The 18,119-nt window shown below is 71.4% G+C and carries 13 protein-coding genes; 5 read left to right on the forward strand and 8 right to left on the reverse strand.

The window, feature by feature from the left end:
* Nucleotides 1-184 precede the first annotated feature (184 nt).
* From PBV52_RS46575 to PBV52_RS46585, 3 genes are all read left to right on the forward strand, one after another.
* Nucleotides 185-1,090 carry a poly-gamma-glutamate hydrolase family protein gene (locus PBV52_RS46575; RefSeq protein WP_274247762.1) on the forward strand — a complete coding sequence of 302 codons (906 nt, stop codon included), beginning with the start codon at nucleotides 185-187 and terminating at the stop codon, nucleotides 1,088-1,090.
* Nucleotides 1,091-1,394: 304 nt separating this feature from the next.
* Nucleotides 1,395-4,634: a M36 family metallopeptidase gene (locus PBV52_RS46580; RefSeq protein WP_274247764.1), complete on the forward strand. Its 3,240-nt coding sequence runs from the start codon at nucleotides 1,395-1,397 to the stop codon at nucleotides 4,632-4,634.
* Entirely contained in the window at nucleotides 4,631-5,074 is a 444-nt protein-coding gene (locus PBV52_RS46585; protein ID WP_274247766.1) for a hypothetical protein, read from the forward strand. The genes PBV52_RS46580 and PBV52_RS46585 overlap by 4 nt, the downstream gene beginning before the upstream one ends.
* Before the next feature lie 22 nt (nucleotides 5,075-5,096).
* Here the strand turns inward: PBV52_RS46585 and PBV52_RS46590 are convergent, their stop codons facing one another.
* The 4 genes from PBV52_RS46590 to PBV52_RS46605 form a co-directional block, all read right to left on the reverse strand.
* Entirely contained in the window at nucleotides 5,097-6,233 is a 1,137-nt protein-coding gene (locus PBV52_RS46590; protein WP_274247768.1) for a hypothetical protein, read from the reverse strand.
* A gap of 60 nt (nucleotides 6,234-6,293) precedes the next feature.
* Nucleotides 6,294-6,536 carry a hypothetical protein gene (locus PBV52_RS46595; RefSeq protein WP_274247770.1) on the reverse strand — a complete coding sequence of 81 codons (243 nt, stop codon included), beginning with the start codon at nucleotides 6,534-6,536 and terminating at the stop codon, nucleotides 6,294-6,296.
* A 175-nt stretch (nucleotides 6,537-6,711) separates the two neighbouring features.
* Nucleotides 6,712-7,005 carry a hypothetical protein gene (locus PBV52_RS46600; RefSeq protein WP_274247772.1) on the reverse strand — a complete coding sequence of 98 codons (294 nt, stop codon included), beginning with the start codon at nucleotides 7,003-7,005 and terminating at the stop codon, nucleotides 6,712-6,714.
* Between the two features lie 282 nt (nucleotides 7,006-7,287).
* A complete protein-coding gene (locus PBV52_RS46605; protein WP_274247774.1) occupies nucleotides 7,288-8,160 on the reverse strand; it encodes an alpha/beta fold hydrolase in 873 nt (290 codons plus the stop codon).
* A gap of 155 nt (nucleotides 8,161-8,315) precedes the next feature.
* Between PBV52_RS46605 and PBV52_RS46610 the strand changes: the two genes are divergently transcribed.
* Nucleotides 8,316-10,838, forward strand: coding sequence for an NB-ARC domain-containing protein (locus tag PBV52_RS46610; RefSeq protein WP_274247775.1), 2,523 nt, complete (start codon nucleotides 8,316-8,318; stop codon nucleotides 10,836-10,838).
* A gap of 29 nt (nucleotides 10,839-10,867) precedes the next feature.
* Here the strand turns inward: PBV52_RS46610 and PBV52_RS46615 are convergent, their stop codons facing one another.
* Together PBV52_RS46615 and PBV52_RS46620 are read right to left on the reverse strand one after the other, a co-directional pair.
* Nucleotides 10,868-12,547, reverse strand: coding sequence for a hypothetical protein (locus tag PBV52_RS46615; protein ID WP_274247776.1), 1,680 nt, complete (start codon nucleotides 12,545-12,547; stop codon nucleotides 10,868-10,870).
* 314 nt (nucleotides 12,548-12,861) lie between these two features.
* Complete coding sequence (locus PBV52_RS46620; RefSeq protein WP_274247778.1) at nucleotides 12,862-13,728, reverse strand: helix-turn-helix transcriptional regulator; 867 nt, start codon at nucleotides 13,726-13,728, stop codon at nucleotides 12,862-12,864.
* 203 nt (nucleotides 13,729-13,931) lie between these two features.
* Between PBV52_RS46620 and PBV52_RS46625 the strand changes: the two genes are divergently transcribed.
* A complete protein-coding gene (locus PBV52_RS46625; protein ID WP_274247780.1) occupies nucleotides 13,932-15,146 on the forward strand; it encodes a Cmx/CmrA family chloramphenicol efflux MFS transporter in 1,215 nt (404 codons plus the stop codon).
* A 98-nt stretch (nucleotides 15,147-15,244) separates the two neighbouring features.
* Here the strand turns inward: PBV52_RS46625 and PBV52_RS46630 are convergent, their stop codons facing one another.
* A complete protein-coding gene (locus PBV52_RS46630) occupies nucleotides 15,245-16,594 on the reverse strand; it encodes a cysteine desulfurase (RefSeq protein WP_274247783.1) in 1,350 nt (449 codons plus the stop codon).
* Nucleotides 16,581-17,972, reverse strand: coding sequence for a family 2B encapsulin nanocompartment shell protein (locus PBV52_RS46635; RefSeq protein ID WP_274247785.1), 1,392 nt, complete (start codon nucleotides 17,970-17,972; stop codon nucleotides 16,581-16,583). Before PBV52_RS46635 ends, PBV52_RS46630 begins: the two co-directional genes overlap by 14 nt.
* Nucleotides 17,973-18,119 lie beyond the last annotated feature (147 nt).

The raw sequence follows: 18,119 nt of genomic DNA on the forward strand, positions 1-18,119 counted from the left end.
GCCGGAGTACTGCGAGAGGCCAGAGTGCCGTCGAGAGGTGGGGCGAGCATGGGTACGAGCCGCCCTTGAGAGCAGGGCCGCGGCCCCTGAGAGCAGTTCCTTGGTGATGGCCCCCGGCAAAGGGCCTTCATGCCGGGATGGACCCGCCGCACGGGGACGTCGGGCCGTGACGCAGGATCGCCCCGTGAACAAGACCAGCAGACGCACCGTCCTCGCTTCCGTCGCCGCCGTCGCCGCCGGCCTGCCCACCCTCAATGCCGTGATGGGCAGCGGCGCCACGCCGGCCGCGGCAGCCGACCAGTACGGGTCCAACACCGAGTTGTACACCCGTACCGCGGCCAAGGAGGGCACCGACTGGATGCGCCGGTTCCGCATCGGCGCGCCGGTGCAGGTCACGGACAATGCCCGCAGCACGAGCAGCCCCATCAGCAGCACGGCGGTGATCGCGCCGCACGGCGGCGGGATCGAGGCGGGCACGAGCGAGTTGTGCATGGCCATCGCCGGTTACACGCCCTTCGACGTCAACACCGACCCGGCGAGCGCGGCGGTGCCGGGGGAGCCGCAGCGGGACTACTGGATGTTCGAGGCCCTGGCCAACTCCGCCGCGCAGCACGTCACCTCCACCCACTGCGACGACCCGGCCGCCCTGGCCGTCTGCGCCGGCAGCCTGTACGCCGTGGCCCTGCACGGCTTCGACGACACAGCCACGAAGAAGATCATCATCGGCGGTCGGGACGAGCGGCTCAAGCGCAACCTGCTGGCGGCCTTCACGAAGTACGGCCTGACCTCCCCCACGACCAACGCCGATTGGGACGTGGCCGTGGTCCTCGCGGGCGCCACCGACCCCATCAACGGCGACGACCCGGCCAACATCGTCAATCGCACCCGCACCGGTGCCGGCGCCCAGCTGGAGCTGTCCACCGCGCTGCGCAAGGCGATGTTCGGTGACTTCTCCGGCGCGGCCAAGCGCAGGACGACGGCCGGCGTGCCGAGCGGCGACAGCCCCTACGCCGACCACTTCTGGAACGGTTTCGTGAGCGCCGTCCTCGAGGCGATCAAGAACCACGAGCTCGGCCTCGACTCCCTCTAGAGCCGCTCACAGAACGGCTGCCCGGCTCGCGACGCCTGCGGGGCCGTGCAGGGCAGCTTCGGCCATGTGCCGTTGACAGCCGCGCTGCTGTCTCGCCTGGCGAGGCCGCCGGCAGATCGGCCACCCCGGCGCCCGCAGGAAGGACGTGTCACCACTCGCTCCGAGCCTCCGATTGCACGCGGCCCGGGAGGAGTTGGCCGCCTGAACGGGGCGGGCACAGCACGCGCTCTATCGCTGACTTGTCATGCGCACGTACCGTGTCCTCGGTTCGCAGTCAGGAAGGCCAACGTACGGGGGAGAGGGAATGTTGCCACCCAGACGCTTATCGAAGCGCGCACGATCACTGCTCATCGGAGCGGTCCTGCTCGCACTGCCGGCGGTCACGGTCACACCGTCCTCGGTCGCCACCGCCGCCGAACATCCCGGGACGCAGCAGCGACCGGCCCAGGATCAGCCGGATCTGCCGTACCCCAACATCGACGTACGCGGTGACAAGCGCGTCGCGCCCACAGCCGGGCAGTTGCGCGCCGCTCAGGAACTCGACGGCACGGCGGTCCGCTGGAGCCGGTTCGGTACACCGAAGCGGCTCACCCCGCAGGGCCGCAACGCCCTCACCGCCACCAGCACCGCCGACCCGCGTACCCTCGCGCTGGACCACATACGCGACCACGCGGCCCTCTACGGCCTCTCCGCCGCCGAGTTGGGCGCCCTCGAGGTCGTCAAGTCGTACCGCACCAAGCACAACGGCGTACGGCATGTCTTCATCGGCCAGAGCGACCGGGGCGTCCCCGTCCACGGCGCCCGCCTCTCGGTCGCCGTCGACAAGGCCGGCCGTATCCTCACCGTCACCGGCAGCCTCGTCCCGGAGGCCCGCGCCACCGGGACGGTCGCCCTCGACAAGGGCGACGCGCTGGACCGGGCCGCAGCCTCAGTCGGCACCGACAACCCGCCCGGCACCGCCACCGCCACGCGGGTCACCTTCCCGCTCGCCGACGGCACCGCCCGCCCGGCCTGGCGGACCACACTCACCGCCGCCAACCACCACCTGTACGACGCCGTCGTCGACGCCGGGAACGGCACCGTCCTCCTGCGCACCGACCTCACCAGCAACGAGGGCCCCGAGGGCCGGGTCTTCACCGGCCAGAACCCCACCCTCGGAAGCGCGACGACCGTCCCCTTCAGCGGCCTCGGCCGTTCCTGGGTCAGCGGCCGGGTCACCACCGGCAACAACGCCGAGGTCTCCCAGGACCTGGAGGGCGACGAGACGCTCGGCCACCAGCCCCAGACGCCGGCCGCCGGAGACCCGGCGTACCAGCACTTCAACTACACCTTCACGGACGCCTTCCGCACCAGCGGCGGCACCGACCTCACCACCGACCGGGACGCGGTCGTCACCCAGGCCTTCTACTACACCAACCGCATGCACGACCACCTCTACGGGCTCGGCTTCGACGAGGCGTCGGGCAACTTCCAGGAGGACAACCTCGGGGGCGGCGGCTCCGGCGGCGACCGCGTCGACGTCTACGTCGACTTCGACGCCAGCGGGGACTCCGCCTGCAACGCCAACTTCAGCACCCCCGCGGACGGTCAGAACGGCACCATGCGCCTCTTCGTCGGACGCACGTCCTGCGGCAACCACAACACGCACCGGGCCATGAACGGCGACACCGTCGCCCACGAGTACAGCCACGGCCTGTCCAACCGGCTCGTCGGCGGCGGTGACATGGGCGACGGCGAGCAGACCGGCGCGCTCGGCGAGGGCTGGAGCGACGCGGTGGCCACCTCGCTGTGGAACGACCCGGTGTACGGCGAGTACAACAACGGCTCGGCCACCGGCGTGCGCCGCGTCGCGTACAACGACAGCGACCTCACCTACGCCGACCTCTGCGACGGCGGCAGCTGTGAGGTGCACGACGACGGCGAGATCTGGGCCACCGCCATGTGGGACATGCGCACCGCGCTCGTCGGCGCGTACGGCTACGCCACCGGAAAGCAGCGGCACGAGCAGCTGATGGTCGACGGCATGAAACTGACGCCGTCCTCACCCGACTTCCTCGACGCCCGCGACGGCATCCTCGCCGCCGACCGGGCCAACAACGGCGGCGCCAACCAGTGCCTGCTGTGGGGCGTGTTCGCCCGCCGAGGCATGGGCGCGAGCGCCACCTCACCCAGCCAGAGCCAGGCCAATCCGGCGACCGACTACCCCGCGAGCTGCCGGCCCACCGCCGACGCGGGCGGGCCGTACTCCACCGAGGAGGGCGCCGACGTACGGCTCGACGCGAGCGGCTCCACCGTTCCCGGTGGCGGCGGCAGCTACAGCTGGGACTTCGACGGCGACGGCGCCTACGACGACGCGACCGGCGTCAGCCCGCTCTTCGACCGGGTGGGCCAGGACGGCACGTACACCGTCGGCCTGCGCGTCGGCAATGCCGCCGGGGCCGACACCGACACGGCGACCGTGACCGTCACCAACGTGGCGCCCACGGTGGCCTTCACCGTCCAGGGCCCGCGTGAGGAGGGCGGCAAGCTCACCGTCGCCGGCACGGTCACCGACCCGGGCTGGCTCGACCCGCTCACCGCCACCATCGACCCCGGCGACGGCAAGCCCGTCGCCCTGCCCGGACAGCTGGAGAACAACCGTCCCGACGCCACCCTCACCTTCAGCCGCGAGCTCGTCTTCGGCGACAACGGCACCTTCACCGTGAAGGTCTGCGGCAGCGACGACGACACCACCACCTGCCGCGACGCGGAGATCACCGTCGCCAACGTCGACCCGACCGCCGCCATCGACAAGAGCGGTGCCGTGCAGCTCGCGGGCGGGCGGACACTGGTCGTCCACGCGGGCGAGGAGAAGCGGTACACCGCCCGGGTCACCGACCCCGGCAGCGATGACGAGACCATGAGCTGGGCGTGGGGCGACGGGACACCGGACACCACGACCACCTCGCTCGTCAACCCGCCGGACCCCGACCCCGCCCGCAGCCCCAGCGTCCAGCCGCGCGACGTGACGGACGCCCAGGCCCACACGTACGCCAAACCCTGCCTGTACGACCTGTCCTTCACGGCACGCGACGACGACGGCGGTACGGGGACCGACGCGATGCCCGTCATCGTGCAGGGCAATGCCCCGCTGTCGCTGCTCGCCGACGTCTGGTACGTCAAATACCTGACCGGCGACCTCACCGGGCTCGGCAAGAAGACGCTGGACTGCTATCTGAAGATCGTCCAGCACGCGAGCGCGGTGTTCTCCGAGAAGGTCGACGTGTCCACCCAGGACAAGGCCGCTGACGTCCTCTTCCTCAACCTGCTCCTGGACCCGAAGCGTTCGCTCGACCGCCAACTGCTCGCCGCCTGGCTCAACTTCGCCAACGGAGCCTTCGAGCCGAACGAACTCGTCGACACCGACAGTGACCTGAAGGCGGACACCCCCTTCCTGGAGGCCGTCCAGAACGCCGAGAAGGTACGCCTCGACCCCAACGCCACCACACAGCAGCTCAAGGCCCAGGCGGCCATCCTCACCTGCATCAACATCCCGCTCGTATGACACGGATGACGCTCCTGCCGCGCGCCGCCGCCACCCTGCTCCTCGGGGTGGCGGCGGCCGCCTGCACCGACAACCCCCCACCGCACCGCCCGACCCCGCCCGCCCATACCGCCACCCCCACCCCGACCCCCGCGGCGACAACCCCCACCCCCACCCCCACCCCTGTGCCGCCCGCCCCGGCCGTCCTCACCCAGGACGACACGGGCCGCACCGTCACCCTCCCCGTCGGCGACACCACCCAGCTGCGTCTCTCCGGCCGTTGGCGAGATGCCACCCCCACCGTCGACGGCACGGCGATCGTCCTCGTACCGGTCGACTACGAGACCGATCCGGGCTTCCGCGCCTGGGACATCCGCGCCGCAGCACCGGGCGAGGCGGTGCTGCACACCACCGGACATCCGGGCGTGCGGCCGCTGCGGATCACTTTTCGGATCCGGTGAGTACACAGCCGACAATCGGCCGCTATCCGCGCTGCTCGTAGCGCCGCCACTTGTGGCCGCCGTCGCGAGAGATCCACAGCCCTTCGCCCGTCACCAGGTCGTACGTCGGCGTCGTCGTGTCCGCGATGCCGTAGAGCGTCGTGCCGTCGACGGTGAACGACGTGAATCTCGCCGGCGTCTTGAGCTCGTGGAAGGCGCTGTTGGTGCGGTCGTCGGCGAGCCAGTAGCGGCCGCCTTCCTCGCCGACGAGCAGCCGCCCGTCCGCAAGCAGCTCCAGGACCAGCGACTCCGGGCCACGCTTGAGGTCCTTCCAGGGAATGCCGCCGCCGAGGGCCGTCCGCCAGTGCCCGCCGCCGTCCGTCGTCACCAACAGGCCGCGCACGCCCTCGCCCCGGATGAGGGACAACGCCGCGGTGCCACCCCGCGCCGCGAGGATGCCTCCCGCGTACGGCTTCGGGACGACCGTGGAGCCAAGGGTGCGACCGTCGCGCTGCCAGACGACGCGGTGGGGGTCTTCGGTCAGCGGCTGGGTCAGGCTCCAGGCCGTGCCCCGCTCGTCGACAGCGAGGCCGATGGTGTCGTCCGGCAGGCCGGCCGGGGACGCCACGGTGCGCGTGGCGGGACGGTAGATGAGGGTCGGCTCCAGTTCGGCGAGCAGGAGGTCGCCGGGGCGGGTGCCCAACGGGGTCTCGGCGACGGTGACCCCGTGCCGCTTGCCGTGTACGTCGAGGGCGTACACACCCTCGGCCCCCTCTCCCGGCGGCACCCGCACGAAGCCCCCGCGCACCCCCGTGAACGTGGCCGGCGTCGCCTCCGCGTCCGCGTGTTCCGCGTGCTCGGCGACCGTACGGCCGTCGGGGCCCACGATGCGCCAGGCGGAGGCGGCCGACCCCTCGTCGTCCTCGACGTTGCCGGCGTCGTACGTAAGGAGCAACGAGCCGTCGTCCGCGCGGACCACGTCGGTGGGTGCGCCTGCCGCCTCGATGACGTCGGCGGGGCGCGGGTGAGGGTCTTCGATGACGCGCTTGTACTTCGCCTCGCGGTCCCCGGAGTCCCCGTCGTCGGAGCCGCCCGGGCTGCAGGCGGTCAACGCCAGCGCCGCACTCGCCGCGGCCACGAGCCCGACCGACCGCCTCCCGGGTTTCCTCAGCCACGCCATTGCCACATCCTCACATGAGGCGGCGGCCCACTTGGCCCAAGGCTCGGCTCTGAGGGTCGGTCACTTTTGGTCGGGCGCCGCCAGGTTGTCCACCAGCATGGTCAGGGCCGACCGCGGGACGGTTCCGCTCGACCCGCTGTTCGTCTGCCCCCAGGACGGGCTCGAGTCTGTGAATCCTGAGCCTGTGGTGTCGTTGACACCCTGGAAGATGCCGAAGTCGATGGGCCCGTCGTCCGCTGAGGCGGGGAGGGCGGCCGTGAGGAGAGCGGCACCGGCAAGTGCGGCGGCAGCGATGATCTTCATGCCTGGTCAACGATGAGACTGACATCAGGATGTTCTGTTATGCCCCTTTTGGTGGCAGGCTTCGGTGACCCGCGCTCTGATTGAGGGACGTCGTCACCAGCCAGGAGGGAAAGCCCCCCGCCCCACACCGCGAGCATCACGGTGCGGGGCGGGGAGTGAAACAGTGGCCCAGCGGTCAGCGGCCGATGGTCCGGTCGAAGCCAAACGCGTCCTCGTCGAAGCCGGACGCGTCCTGGTCGGAGCCAGATGCGCCCTGGTCGGAGCCAGGCGCGCCTTGGTCGGAGCCGGACGCGACCGGGCCGAAGCCGGACGCGCCCTGGCCGAAATCGGGAGTGGCCGGAGAGGTGTTTCCGAAACCGGCTCCCGCGCTGTTCATGTCGTCGCTGTCGTAGGCAAGGGCCTGGCCCGCGCCTCCGAGCAGAACGGTCCCGGCGAGAACGGTGGCGGCCAGCAGGGTAGGTGCACGCACGAGCGTCTCCTTCGGTAGGTGTGTGCTCGCCAGAGGTATGCCGCCGGCCCGCAGGCGAGATGCGCTGACGTACACACAGGCACTCGAATAGGCGGCGCACTTGGCGGAACCCGCACCGGTGCCCTCGTCGAAGAAAGCGACTCGTAGTCCTTCGAGATACGGCGCCGGCGCCCCAGCCGGGCAAGCGACCCGCTCGACCACCCAACGACGCGGGGCATCCGCGAAGTTGGGCGGCTCAGAGTCTGCGGCGGCGCCAAGGCTCGCGAACCTGTGCCGGATTCTTCAGTCGGGCAGTCCTCGCACGTACCCGGCGAGCAGGATGGCCACCGCTTCCGGAGTCTCCAGGGTCATGATGTGGGTGGCGTCGATCCGGTTGACGCTGATCGTCGACCGGGTGCGGGAGAGCGCGGCCAGCTCATCGGAGACCTCTCGTGCGAACCGGGCACTGAAATCGTCGAACCACTCCATGCCAGGCGCAGGCGACAGCCGTCGGCCGGCCTGTACCAGCAGCAGCGGGCAGTCGATCCCGTCCAGCCACTCGGTGACACCGAGCGCGCCGAGCTTGTGGAGCTCGTCGAGGATCTCCAGCGCCGCGGCCCGCTCCGGCAACGTCTGCCACTTGCCGTCGGGCAACGGGCGTGCGGCCGCACGAGTGGTGGCCTCCGCACGGTCGGCGGGAATCCCGAAGCGGGCGGAGTTGGTGACCCGCTCCTCGATGTACTCGGGTGGCGCGATGGCCCCGGCCGACGTCAGCAGCGCCTCACTCACCCGTTCGGCGCCGGGGTACTCGCGTCCCCACCAGAAGCCGTCGAGATTCACGGCGGCACGGGCACGGGCACGGGCACGGGCACGGGCAGGGTTGGCTCGGGCGTACTCGACCGCGATCAGTCCGCCGAGGGAATGGCCCACCACAACGGCCTCCGGCACGCCATGCGCGTCGAGTGTGTCCGCGATGTGCCGCACCACGTCGGGGACGGTCCAGGGGGAGATATCGGGAGAGCGGCCGTGCCCGGGAAGGTCGACGGCGAGGACACGGTGCCCGGCGGTGAGCAGGCCGGCCGAGGCGTCCCAGTCAGCGAGCGACCGTCCGAAACCGTGCAGGAGAACGAGTTGCGGGCCATCGCCCCCATAGTCATGAGCATGTAGGAGTGTCATATGGGCTTCACTGTAGGGGGCACGCAGTAATGCGAACACCGGATTAAAGAGCCCCCCGACGAGATACGCAGCAAGTCGGCTGTCCAAGAGTCCAAGATCTCTCTACGGTTGGTGCCCGACTGCCTTGTGGGACTGGATCGGGCGAAGGGGGCTGTGTGGAGGCCGAGTTGGCGGCTCTTGCCGCGTCGGGGGCGACGGCGCTGGTCGGGCTGATGGTTTCCGAGGCGTACGAGCGGACGAAGAGCGGACTGACCCGGTTCTTCGGACGGCGCGCTTCGGAAGGCGCCGCCGAGGAGGAACTGCAGGCGGCGCGTGACGAGTTGGGCAGAGCAACAGCTGCGGGCGATGCCGGTGCCCGGGCAGAGGTCCAAACCCGCCTGCGGCAGCGCCTGGAAGGAATGTTCCAGGCGGATCCGGGCGCCGCGCAGGAACTGTCGCGGCTGTTGTCCGAGCTGGCGCCGGAGGCGTCGCGTACCTTCGTCAACCTGGTCAGTGGCGGGGTGAACCACGGCCCGGTCTTCCAGGGGTCGCCCATCCACGGCGACATCCATTTCCACGTTCCGCCGGCACCCTCGTACACGTCGGACCGCCCCGTCAGACCTGACCAAGTACCCGTCGTGACCGTGCCGTTCAGCAATCGGACGGCCGAGCTCGCGGATCTGGACGCACGGCTCGGCACGCGAGCGGGCGGCGCCGGCTCCGTCGGCGTGGATGTGCTGGTCGGGCTTCCGGGAGTCGGCAAGTCGGCCATGGCATGGCGGTGCGCGGAACGGGTCAAGGGACGCTTCCCGGACGGGCAGCTGTACGTGGATTTCGCGGCTCTGCGTGATCAGGTCACCCCGCTGACCGGCCCCGGTGGGGACGTCTCCGAGGCACTGGCCATGTGCCTGAGGTCGCTGCCGGGAGGCGACCTCGGCATTCCGGACTCGCTCCTCGACCGGACCAACCTGTTCCGCTCCCGCACGGCCAATCTGCGCATCCTCCTCGTCCTCGACGACGTCAACCAGGCCGCACAGGTTCGTGCGCTGATTCCCAAGGGGCCGGGCAGCGCGGTACTGGTCACGAGTCAGGGCAGGATCGGTGAACTGGCCGCCCAGGACGGCGCCCGATTGACGCCCGTGAAGCCGCTGGACGCGCACGGCGGGCTGGAATTGCTCAGGGACCGATGCGGTGAAGAGGCGGTCGAGGCCGAACGGGAGGCCGCGCAGCGCCTGGTGGAGCTGTGCGGCGGGCTGCCGGTGGCCTTGCAGGTCGTGGCGGCACGGCTGGCCACCGACGACGGCCTGAGCATGACGGAACTGGCCGCCGAGCTCGACGACGAGGCCGGCCGGCTGGCCGGACTGGCACTGGACGGGGAGGAGTCCTCGGTGTCCGCTGTTCTGGGTCCCTCCTATCGGCTGCTGCCGCCCGACGAGGCCCGGCTCTACCGGCTGCTCGGATGGCTGCCGTTCGGCCTCTTCGACGCCGGCGTGGCCGCGGTCGCCGGCGACGTCGACACGACAAGCGCGCAGCGGCTGCTGCGTGTGCTGGCGAAGGCCAGCCTGGTGGAGGCCGCAGGCGACGGCCGGTACCGCATGCACGATCTGGTACGTCTGCATGCCCGGGAGCGTGCGGCCGAGGAGGAGCCGGAGACCGAGCAGGCGGCGCTCACGGATCGGGTGGGCACGCACTACCTCGTCCTGACCGCGTTCGCCGACCGGGCGCTCAGGAAGGAGCGGCTGCGGATCGCCGACCTGGCGGGCCTGCTGCGGGAAGCCGATGACCCCTTCGCCGCGGTCGGCGGACCACCGCCGCTGGAGTGGCTGGACACCGAGCGCCCGGCCGTCCTGGCGGTACTGCGCACGGCTGTCCGGCACGAGCTGTACACCCTGGCCTGGCGACTGGCCGAGGCGTTCTCGGTGCTGTTCCTGTACCGCCGCTACCTCAGGGCGTGGACGGAAGCACTGGAGCTGGGCATCGAGGCGGCTGCGCAAGCGGCGGCCTCGGCGGACACGGCAGGCGAGATCGAGGAGGCCACGGCGGGCGAGGCCCGACTGCGCAGCCTGCTGTCGCGCCCGTTGCTGGACCTCGGGGACACCGGCCGCGCGGGCGAGCAGGTGGAACGGTCCGTCGCCCTCGCCGAGGCGACCGATCGCCTCGACCTGCGTGCCTCTGTTCAGGAATTCCTCGGCCGATACCTGGAGGTCGTCGAGCCGCCCCGAGCGGTCGAGGCGTATCGGCGCTCCCTCGAACTCAACGAGCGTGCCGGGGAAACCCGCGGAGCCGCCCTCGCCACCTTCTTCCTCGGGTGCGCCCTCGACGCCCGAGGCGATCACGCGGATGCCTTGGCCCTGCTCCGTCGGGCCTTGCGGGACCTGGAGAGCCGTCAGGAGCCCGACCGGCGGATGGCGGCCCGGGTGAAGGCCGCGATCGGCGTCGTCCACGGCCATCTCGGCGACACCGGACATGCGATCCGCGACCTGCGCGAGGCGGTCCGGGAGCTGGCGGGGGTGGCCGACGGCATGCAGTACGAGGCCCAGGCCCGGGTGCGGCTCGCCGACGTCGCGCAGCGGACGGACGGCGGCCATGAGGAGCTGGCGCGCGAGTGCCTGAGCCGGGCCGCCGACATCTACCACGCGCTCGGCAACCTCCGCCTGGAGGAGGAACTGCGGCAGCGGTTGAACGATCTCGACCGCTGAGCCCGGTTCCCCGCCCGGGCAGGCGGCGGCTATCCGGTCGGCAGCGCGGGACGAAGGCGTAGGACGACGTCCTCGTCCCGCAGGTCACCGATGTGCAGCGTCACTCGGATGTCGTCCAGGGGGAGCCCGGCACGCAGACAGGCGTAGACGACCGCGGCCGGCAGGCCCGGATCCAGTTCCGGGCCGGTGGCCGCCGCCTCCACGACCCGGCCGTCCCTGAGCCCGACCAGACAGCCGCCCCCGCGCACAGCCGATGCCGCGAGAAGGCTTCCGGGCAGCTGGGCGAGTGTCTGCTCGATCCAGCGCAGCGCCCCGACCGACGTGGGCGTGGGGTTTCGTCGGACGAGGACCGAGGCGCTCTCGGTCAGCCGGAGGTCGCGCTCGTCGTCCGCGCAGGCCAGATGGGTGAAGTGGGCGGGGGAGTCCGGGAGCGCTTCGCCGTACGCGGTGACGGTCGCCGGGAAGCGGCGCACGGTGACGGTCGGCGCGGTGTCGTCCGTGGTGACGCCGGTGGTCACCTGCCACGAGGTGACCGGGGCGGCGGGCGGATCCGGAACCGGCAGCATCAGGGGGGTCGGAGGCGGGGAGGACGGTTCCGGGAGTTTCAGCAGGTGGTAGAGGGCGGTGCGGAGCCTGGCCAGGGCATGTCCCGGCTCGGCGAAGGCCTGCGCCGCGACCTCGGCGTACCGCTGGGGCGTGTGCTCGTGTACGACGTCGTCCACCTGCTGTCGCAGATCCCCGCGTGGATCGAGCCTGGGTGCGACGGCCGCCAGCTCGTGCACCGCCGTCCCTGGCACCGCGTCACCGCCGAACGCGGCCAGCAGCAGCGGTTTGCCCGCCGACGCCCCGTACAGCGTCACCGAGCCGTGATCGCCCAGGAGGACATCCGCGGCGACGAGCGCGGGCCGCCAGGCATGGACGGCCGGCATCAGCAGCAGTCCCGCCTCCAGGGCGGCGGCCTGGAGGGTGCGGATCTGCCAGGCACCGTGGGCCGACCACACATTGGGGTGGATGATCGCGCCGACCCGGTACTCGTCACAGGGCAACTGGGCGAGCAGACGCGGAAGAAGGTCCGGCTGAGCTCCCAGGAGCGAGGTGGGCCCCCAGGTCGAACTGACCATGATCAGACGCTGATGATCCGCGAGGCCCAGCGCCTCGCGGTACACGCTTCTGCGCGCCCCGCTGCCGACGATCTCGTCGAAGCACGGGTCACCGACCAGCAGCGTGCGCCCGGCCGCCTTCGGGTGGGTGGCGAGCAGCTGCTCCTCCTGCGCCGGATGCGAGATTGCCAGCCAGGCGCGTCCCGACTCCAGCAGGGAGTCCGGTACGACCCCGGACAGCCTGTCGTGCGGACTGCGTGAATCCGGCACGAACTTCTGGAAGCCGACGCCGTGCGGCAGCACCAGCACCGGGCAGTCACCCTCCGGTACGTCGACGTTCTCGCTGGCGGAGAGGATGAGGTCAGGGGAGATGCGGCCCAACTGCTCCCAGGGGGCGACCCGGCACCCCGCGGCGTGGAGGAGGTCGAGGACACCGGCGTTGAAGGCGGACGTGGGGTCATGGGCGAAGACGACGGTCACGCGCGTGTCGTCGCGCAGCAGCGCCGGCAGTGTCTCCAGGACGCGTACGGTCGAGGTGACCGTACGGGCGGCGACGACGAGGGTGCGCTCGCCGTGGAAGGTGCTCCAGCGGTGAGCGTCGTGCCCCACGGGTACGCGAAGCGGCCGGCTACCGAACAAGGCGGCCGCCTCTGACAAACCCAAGCCACCAGCCGGCTCGCGGCTCGCGGCTCGCGGCTCGCGGCTCGCGGCTCGCGGCTCGCGGCTCGCGGCTCGCGGCTCGCGGCTCGCGGCTCGCGGCTCGCGGCTCGCGGCTCGCGGCTCGCGGCTCGCGGCTCGCGGCATGGTCTCTTAGCGCACTTCAAGCTGGTCAGCAATCCCTTGGGTCGCCTCGTAGCGGTACGAGTTCGGTGTCTGAACTCGTACACGGTAACGAACCGTACCGACCGCAACGTAGGCGTCGGTCACATGGTCGAGAGCTGGGCGTCGGGGGCGCTCCAGCTGGCGAGGAGGGCGAGGGCCTGGGCGGAGGCGGAACCGGGTTCGGCGGTGTACACGCACACGGTCTGGCCCGGGTCGGCGGGGAAGGCCAGGGTCTCGTGGTGGAGGGTGAACTCGCCCACCACGGGGTGGTGGAAGTGATGCGTACCGTGGACGCACTGGGCCACCCGGTGACTGTCCCACCAGGCGCTGAACTCGGGCACCTTGACGACGGCCTCGCCGATGAGTTCGTTGAGCAGGGCGTCGTCGGGGTGGCGTCCGGCTTCCAGGCGCAGATCGGCCACGACGATCTCCGCGACCTCGTCCCAGTTCCCGTACAGCTCGCGGGCGGTGGGGTCGAGCAGGACGTAGCGCGCGAAGTTGCGTTCGCGGTACGGCAGGGCGTCCCAGTCCGTGATCAGGGCGCGGGCCAGCTGGTTGGCGGCCAGCACGTCCTGCCGGTGGTTGGCGACGAAGGCCGGTGAGACGCCGTTGAGGATGTCCAGCATCTGATGGACCTCGGGGCGCACGCGCTGCACGCGTTCCGCCCGGCGGCGCCGGGGGCGGGCGGCATGGGGCCGGGCGAGGTCGAAGACATGGCTGCGTTCGTCGTCGTCCAGACGCAGGGCACGGGCCACGGCGTCCAGGACGGCCTCGGAGACGTTGGGATGGCGGCCCTGTTCGAGGCGGGTGTAGTAGTCCGTGCTCACCCCGGCCAGCCGGGCGACCTCCTCGCGGCGCAGGCCCGGTACCCGGCGGACACCGCCGCCCGGGGCCACGCCCGCGGCGTCCGGGCTCAGACGGGCCCGGCGGGTGCGAAGAAAGTCTCCCAGCTCTGCGTTCTGCTCCATTCCCCAAGTATTCGCTGCGGGCGGAGCGGCCACCTGGTTCAGGGTGGCCCAGCTGGACCCAGGCTCAGCTGGGCCACTTCTGCGGGCTGACCCGCCTTGCGGCGCCGCGAGTCTGGAACAACGCGGTCCTGGTCCCGCCGGCCCGCCTTCTGCCCCCAGCAGCACCCCGCCCGCCCGGCCATGTCCTCTGGAGCACCCCCACCATGCCCTTGATCATCTACATCCTCGGCTTCGGCACCTTCACCCAGGGCACCTCGGAGTTCATGCTCTCCGGGCTGCTGCCCTGCGTCGCCGGTGATCTGGACGTCTCCCTGTCCGAGGCGGGGCTGCTGGTCTCGGCGTTCGCCGCCGGGATGGTCGTCGGCGCACCGCTGCTGACGCTGGCCACCCTGAGGTTGCCTCGTCGCGCCGCACTGGTCGGTTTCCAGGTGGTGTTCGTCGCCGGGCACGCGGCCGCCGCGCTCGTGCCGCACTTCGGGTTCCTGCTGGTCATGCGTGTGGTCACGGGCATGGCGTACGCCGGGTTCTGGGCGCTGGCCTCGGTCGCCGCGGTCTCCCTCGTGCCCGCGGACCGGCGCGGGAAGGCGATGTCCGTGGTCGTGTCCGGGCTGAGCCTGTCCATGATCCTCGGCGTTCCGGCCGGCACGCTGCTGGCGCAGCACACCGGCTGGCGGGCGGCGTTCTGGGCGGTGGCCGTGATGTCCGCGCTGTCCGCGACCGCGGTGCTTCTCGCCCTGCCCGGCGGACGCGGCACCGGGGCATCGCAGTCGAGGCTGCGTACCGAAGTGCGCTCCTTGGCGGTGCCCCGGCTCTGGGCCGCCTACGCCACCACCGCGCTGACCGTCTCCGCCACCATCGCGATCTTCTCCTACCTGGGCGCTCTCCTGCAGGACGTCACGGGCATCGCTGAGGGGCTCGTGCCGGCGGTGCTCGCCCTGTACGGGGTGGGCGCGCTGGCCGGCCTCACGGTGGGCGGCCGCATCGCCGACCGGGCCCCGTTCGGTGTCCTGCTGACCGGCATGGCCACGGTCGCGGTCGTGGCAGCCGCCCTCGCGCTGACCGCGGACATCCCCGCGGTGGTGATCCCGCTCGCCGTCCTCCTCGCGGCCGGCGGCTTCATGACCAACCCGGCGGTGAACGCCCGGGTGTTCGGCATTCTGGGCGAGACCAGGACGCTGGGCGGCGCGGTGAACATCGCCGCCTTCAACGTCGGCATCGCCGTCGCTCCCTGGGTGTCCGGCCTGGTCATCGACGCGGGCCCCGGCCTGGCGGGCATCGGCCGGGTCGGCGCGGCCTTCGCCGTGGCGGCTGTCGCGAGCACGCTGCTGGACAGGCACCTCACCCGCCGCCACCGGCGCACCACGCCCACCCCTGCCCCGGCCCTGCGGGACGCCCCCGAGTCCGCCGCCTCCCGGTGAGCCGACCCCACCCGTGGCACGCCGGAGAATGCGGCGGAAGCGGGGTCCGTCCGGCCGTTTCCCGCCGCACGGACCCCGCTGAGTCCCCACTCCCGTCGTCAGGCGCTCTGTTGCAGTCTGCGCAACGAAGCGACGAGCTGGTCCACCTCCTCGGATGTGTTGTACAGCGCGAGGGACGCGCGCGCCGCCGACTCCAACCCGTAGTGGGCGAGGGCTGGTTGGGCGCAGTGGTGACCGGCGCGGACGGCGATGCCGTCGCGGTCGAGCCAGTCGGCGACGGTGGCCGGGTCCTGTCCCGCGAGCGTGAAGGTGAGCACCGCGATCCGGTCGGCCGCCGAACCGATCAGCTCGAGCCCGGGTACCGTGGCGAGGGCCTGGAGCGCATACGACATGAGACCTTCCTCGTAGGCCGCGACAGCCTGGCGGTCGAGGGACGTCAGCCAGTTCACGGCGGCGAGCAGCCCCATGACTCCGGAGATGTGTCCGGTACCGGCCTCCAGCTTGTGCGGGACGGCCGCGAACGTGGTCTCGCCGAAGTCAACGGACTCGATCATGTTGCCGCCGCCCTGCCACGGCGCCATGGCGGCGAGGAGTTCCGGCTTGGCGTACAGGGCGCCGATGCCGGTCGGGGCGAAGAGCTTGTGACCGGAGAACGCGTAGAAGTCCGCGTTCAAGTCCTGTACGTCGACGGGGAAATGAGCGACGGCCTGCGCACCGTCCACCAGGACCTTGGCACCGTAGCGGTGGGCGAGCGCCGTCATCTCCTTGACGGGCGGGACCGTGCCGAGGACGTTCGAGGCGTGGCTGAGCGCGACGATCTGGGTGCGTGAGGACAGCAGATCCGCGTACGCGTCCTGGTCGATCTCCCCGTCCGGCGTGAGCGGGACCGGAACGAGCCGGGCCCGGGTCTCCTTGGCGATCATCTGCCACGGCACGATGTCCGAGTGGTGCTCGAGGACCGGCACGAGGATGTCGTCCCCGGGCCCGAGGTTGGCCCGGCCCCAGGTCTGCGCGACGAGGTTGACCGCCTCGGTGGTGCCGCGCACGAAGACGACGCCGTCCGGGCTCGGGGCGCCGAGGAAGTCGGCGACCGCCGCCCGCCCCGCCTCGTACGCCTCGGTGGCCTCCCTCGCCATGGTGTGGGCCCCGCGGTGGATGTTGGAGTTGGCCGCGCCGTAATAGGCGGCGAGCGCCTCGATGACCTGACGCGGCTTCTGGGTGGTGGCCGCGTTGTCCAGCCAGACGAGGGGGTGGCCGTTGACGGTCCGGTGCAGGATCGGGAAGTCCGGCCGCACCGACTCGGCGGTGAAACCGCCGGGTTGGCGCCGCAGCGCGGCAGGATCGGGGGGAAAGGCCACCAGACCTTGAAGAGCCGTACCCGACTCGGCAACAGCCCTGTGTTCCACTGCTGTCGGCGTCGGCCACGCCGTGACGTCAGGCGTAGTCATGGTACTTGGACACCTCGACGTTCTGGAGTACGGCGATGGCGTCGTCCACCAGCACGGCGGTGTTGAAGTAGGCCGTCATCAGGTAGGACGTGATGCCCTTGCGGTCCATGCCCATGTTCCGCATGGACAGGCCGGGTTCGACCTCGTCCGGCACGGCCGCGGGGCGCAGTCCCACCACGCCCTGCTCGGCCTCGCCGACCCGTACCAGCAGGATCTCGGTGGTACCTGCTGCCTCGCCCGAGCCGCCCGGGCAGGGCACCTTGTCGGAGGGCAGCAGCGGCACGCCCCGCCAGGTCAGCAGCGGACTGCCGAACCTGCTGTCCGTCACCGGGGGCACCCCCCGCCGCGTACATTCGCGCCCGAACGCGGCGATCGCCCGCGGGTGCGCGACGAAGTAGGCGGGCTGCTTCCACACCTTCGCGAGCAGCTCGTCCAGGTCGTCGGGGGTGGGAGCGCCGGTGCGCGCCTGCACGCGCTGACCGGCCGGGACACTGTGGAAGAGCCCGAAGTCGGGGTGGTTGAGCATCAGGTTCTCCTGCCGCTCGCGCAGGGCCTGGACGGTCAGGTTGGCCTGGGTCCGGGTCTGGTCCATCGGCCCGTTGTAGAGGTCGGCGACACGGGAGTGCACCATCATCCGGGTCTGGGCGAGCGTCATGTGGTACTCGCGCGGCACGTCCTCGTAGTCGACGTAGGTGCTCGGCAGGTCGACCTCCCCCACATGACCGCCGCTCAGGTCGATGGGCGCCTCGGTGCCGGGTGCCGGCATGCCGCCCGCCGCGTACGACTCCACCGCCCCGCGCAGCGCCCCGTCGCGCTCCATGAGCCCGGCGAGGGCGGAGCGCGCGGCACGCAGGGCGACGCCGGGGGTGACGGCCTTGACTGCGTACGGCATGGGCTCGCCCTTGGTCCACGCCTCCAGGTCGAAATACTGCCCGTCGCCGATGACCTGGATCAGCGCCTCGTCGCCGTACCGCCCGGCGGCCCGCTTCTCGGCGCGGCCCCGGACGATCACCCACAGGTCCTCGGCGGTGTCGCCTTCCTGAACGAGTACTTGCCCGGCCTCGAAGCTCGTCTCCGTGAAGGTGTCGGCCAGTTGGCCGAGCAGCGCGTCATCGGTCTCGCGCAGGTACGGGATCTCACGTAAGTCGCCCGGGATGACGCGCGGACTTCCCTCGTCGGTGTGCGTGCTGATGCGGTCGTCGCCGAGGACGTAGGTGCGGCGCCGGTTGACGCGGTACACACCCGATTCGACGTCGACCCAAGGAAGGGCGCGCAGGAGATAACGAGGGGTGATGCCGCGCATCTGCGGTGTCGTCTTCGTGGTTGTCGCGAGTTGCCGAGCGGCCTCGGGGCTGAGGCTGATGCGGTCGGTCGTCACAGGGGCCTCCTTGAGTGGACTGCCTTGAGCGGACTGCTCCGGGAGCGGACTTCTGTGCGAGCGAGCCGATCGTGCAGGTGGCAACCGGGCCTCACAAGGTGCACCGGACACCGCTCGGCGGAGCCCGGGCCGAAAACGCTCTGCTCG

This window comes from Streptomyces sp. T12 (assembly GCF_028736035.1).
Taxonomy (GTDB): Bacteria; Actinomycetota; Actinomycetes; order Streptomycetales; family Streptomycetaceae; genus Streptomyces.

Bases quoted from the DNA above. Each gene is read 5' to 3' on its own strand.
- PBV52_RS46625 (WP_274247780.1), top strand. From the start codon at position 13,932: ATGCCCTTGATCATCTACATCCTCGGCTTCGGCACCTTCACCCAGGGC.
- PBV52_RS46595 (WP_274247770.1), bottom strand. From the start codon at position 6,536: ATGAAGATCATCGCTGCCGCCGCACTTGCCGGTGCCGCTCTCCTCACG.
- PBV52_RS46585 (WP_274247766.1), top strand. From the start codon at position 4,631: ATGACACGGATGACGCTCCTGCCGCGCGCCGCCGCCACCCTGCTCCTC.
- PBV52_RS46590 (WP_274247768.1), bottom strand. From the start codon at position 6,233: ATGGCGTGGCTGAGGAAACCCGGGAGGCGGTCGGTCGGGCTCGTGGCC.
- PBV52_RS46580 (WP_274247764.1), top strand. From the start codon at position 1,395: ATGTTGCCACCCAGACGCTTATCGAAGCGCGCACGATCACTGCTCATC.
- PBV52_RS46605 (WP_274247774.1), bottom strand. From the start codon at position 8,160: ATGACACTCCTACATGCTCATGACTATGGGGGCGATGGCCCGCAACTC.
- PBV52_RS46620 (WP_274247778.1), bottom strand. From the start codon at position 13,728: ATGGAGCAGAACGCAGAGCTGGGAGACTTTCTTCGCACCCGCCGGGCC.
- PBV52_RS46630 (WP_274247783.1), bottom strand. From the start codon at position 16,594: ATGACTACGCCTGACGTCACGGCGTGGCCGACGCCGACAGCAGTGGAA.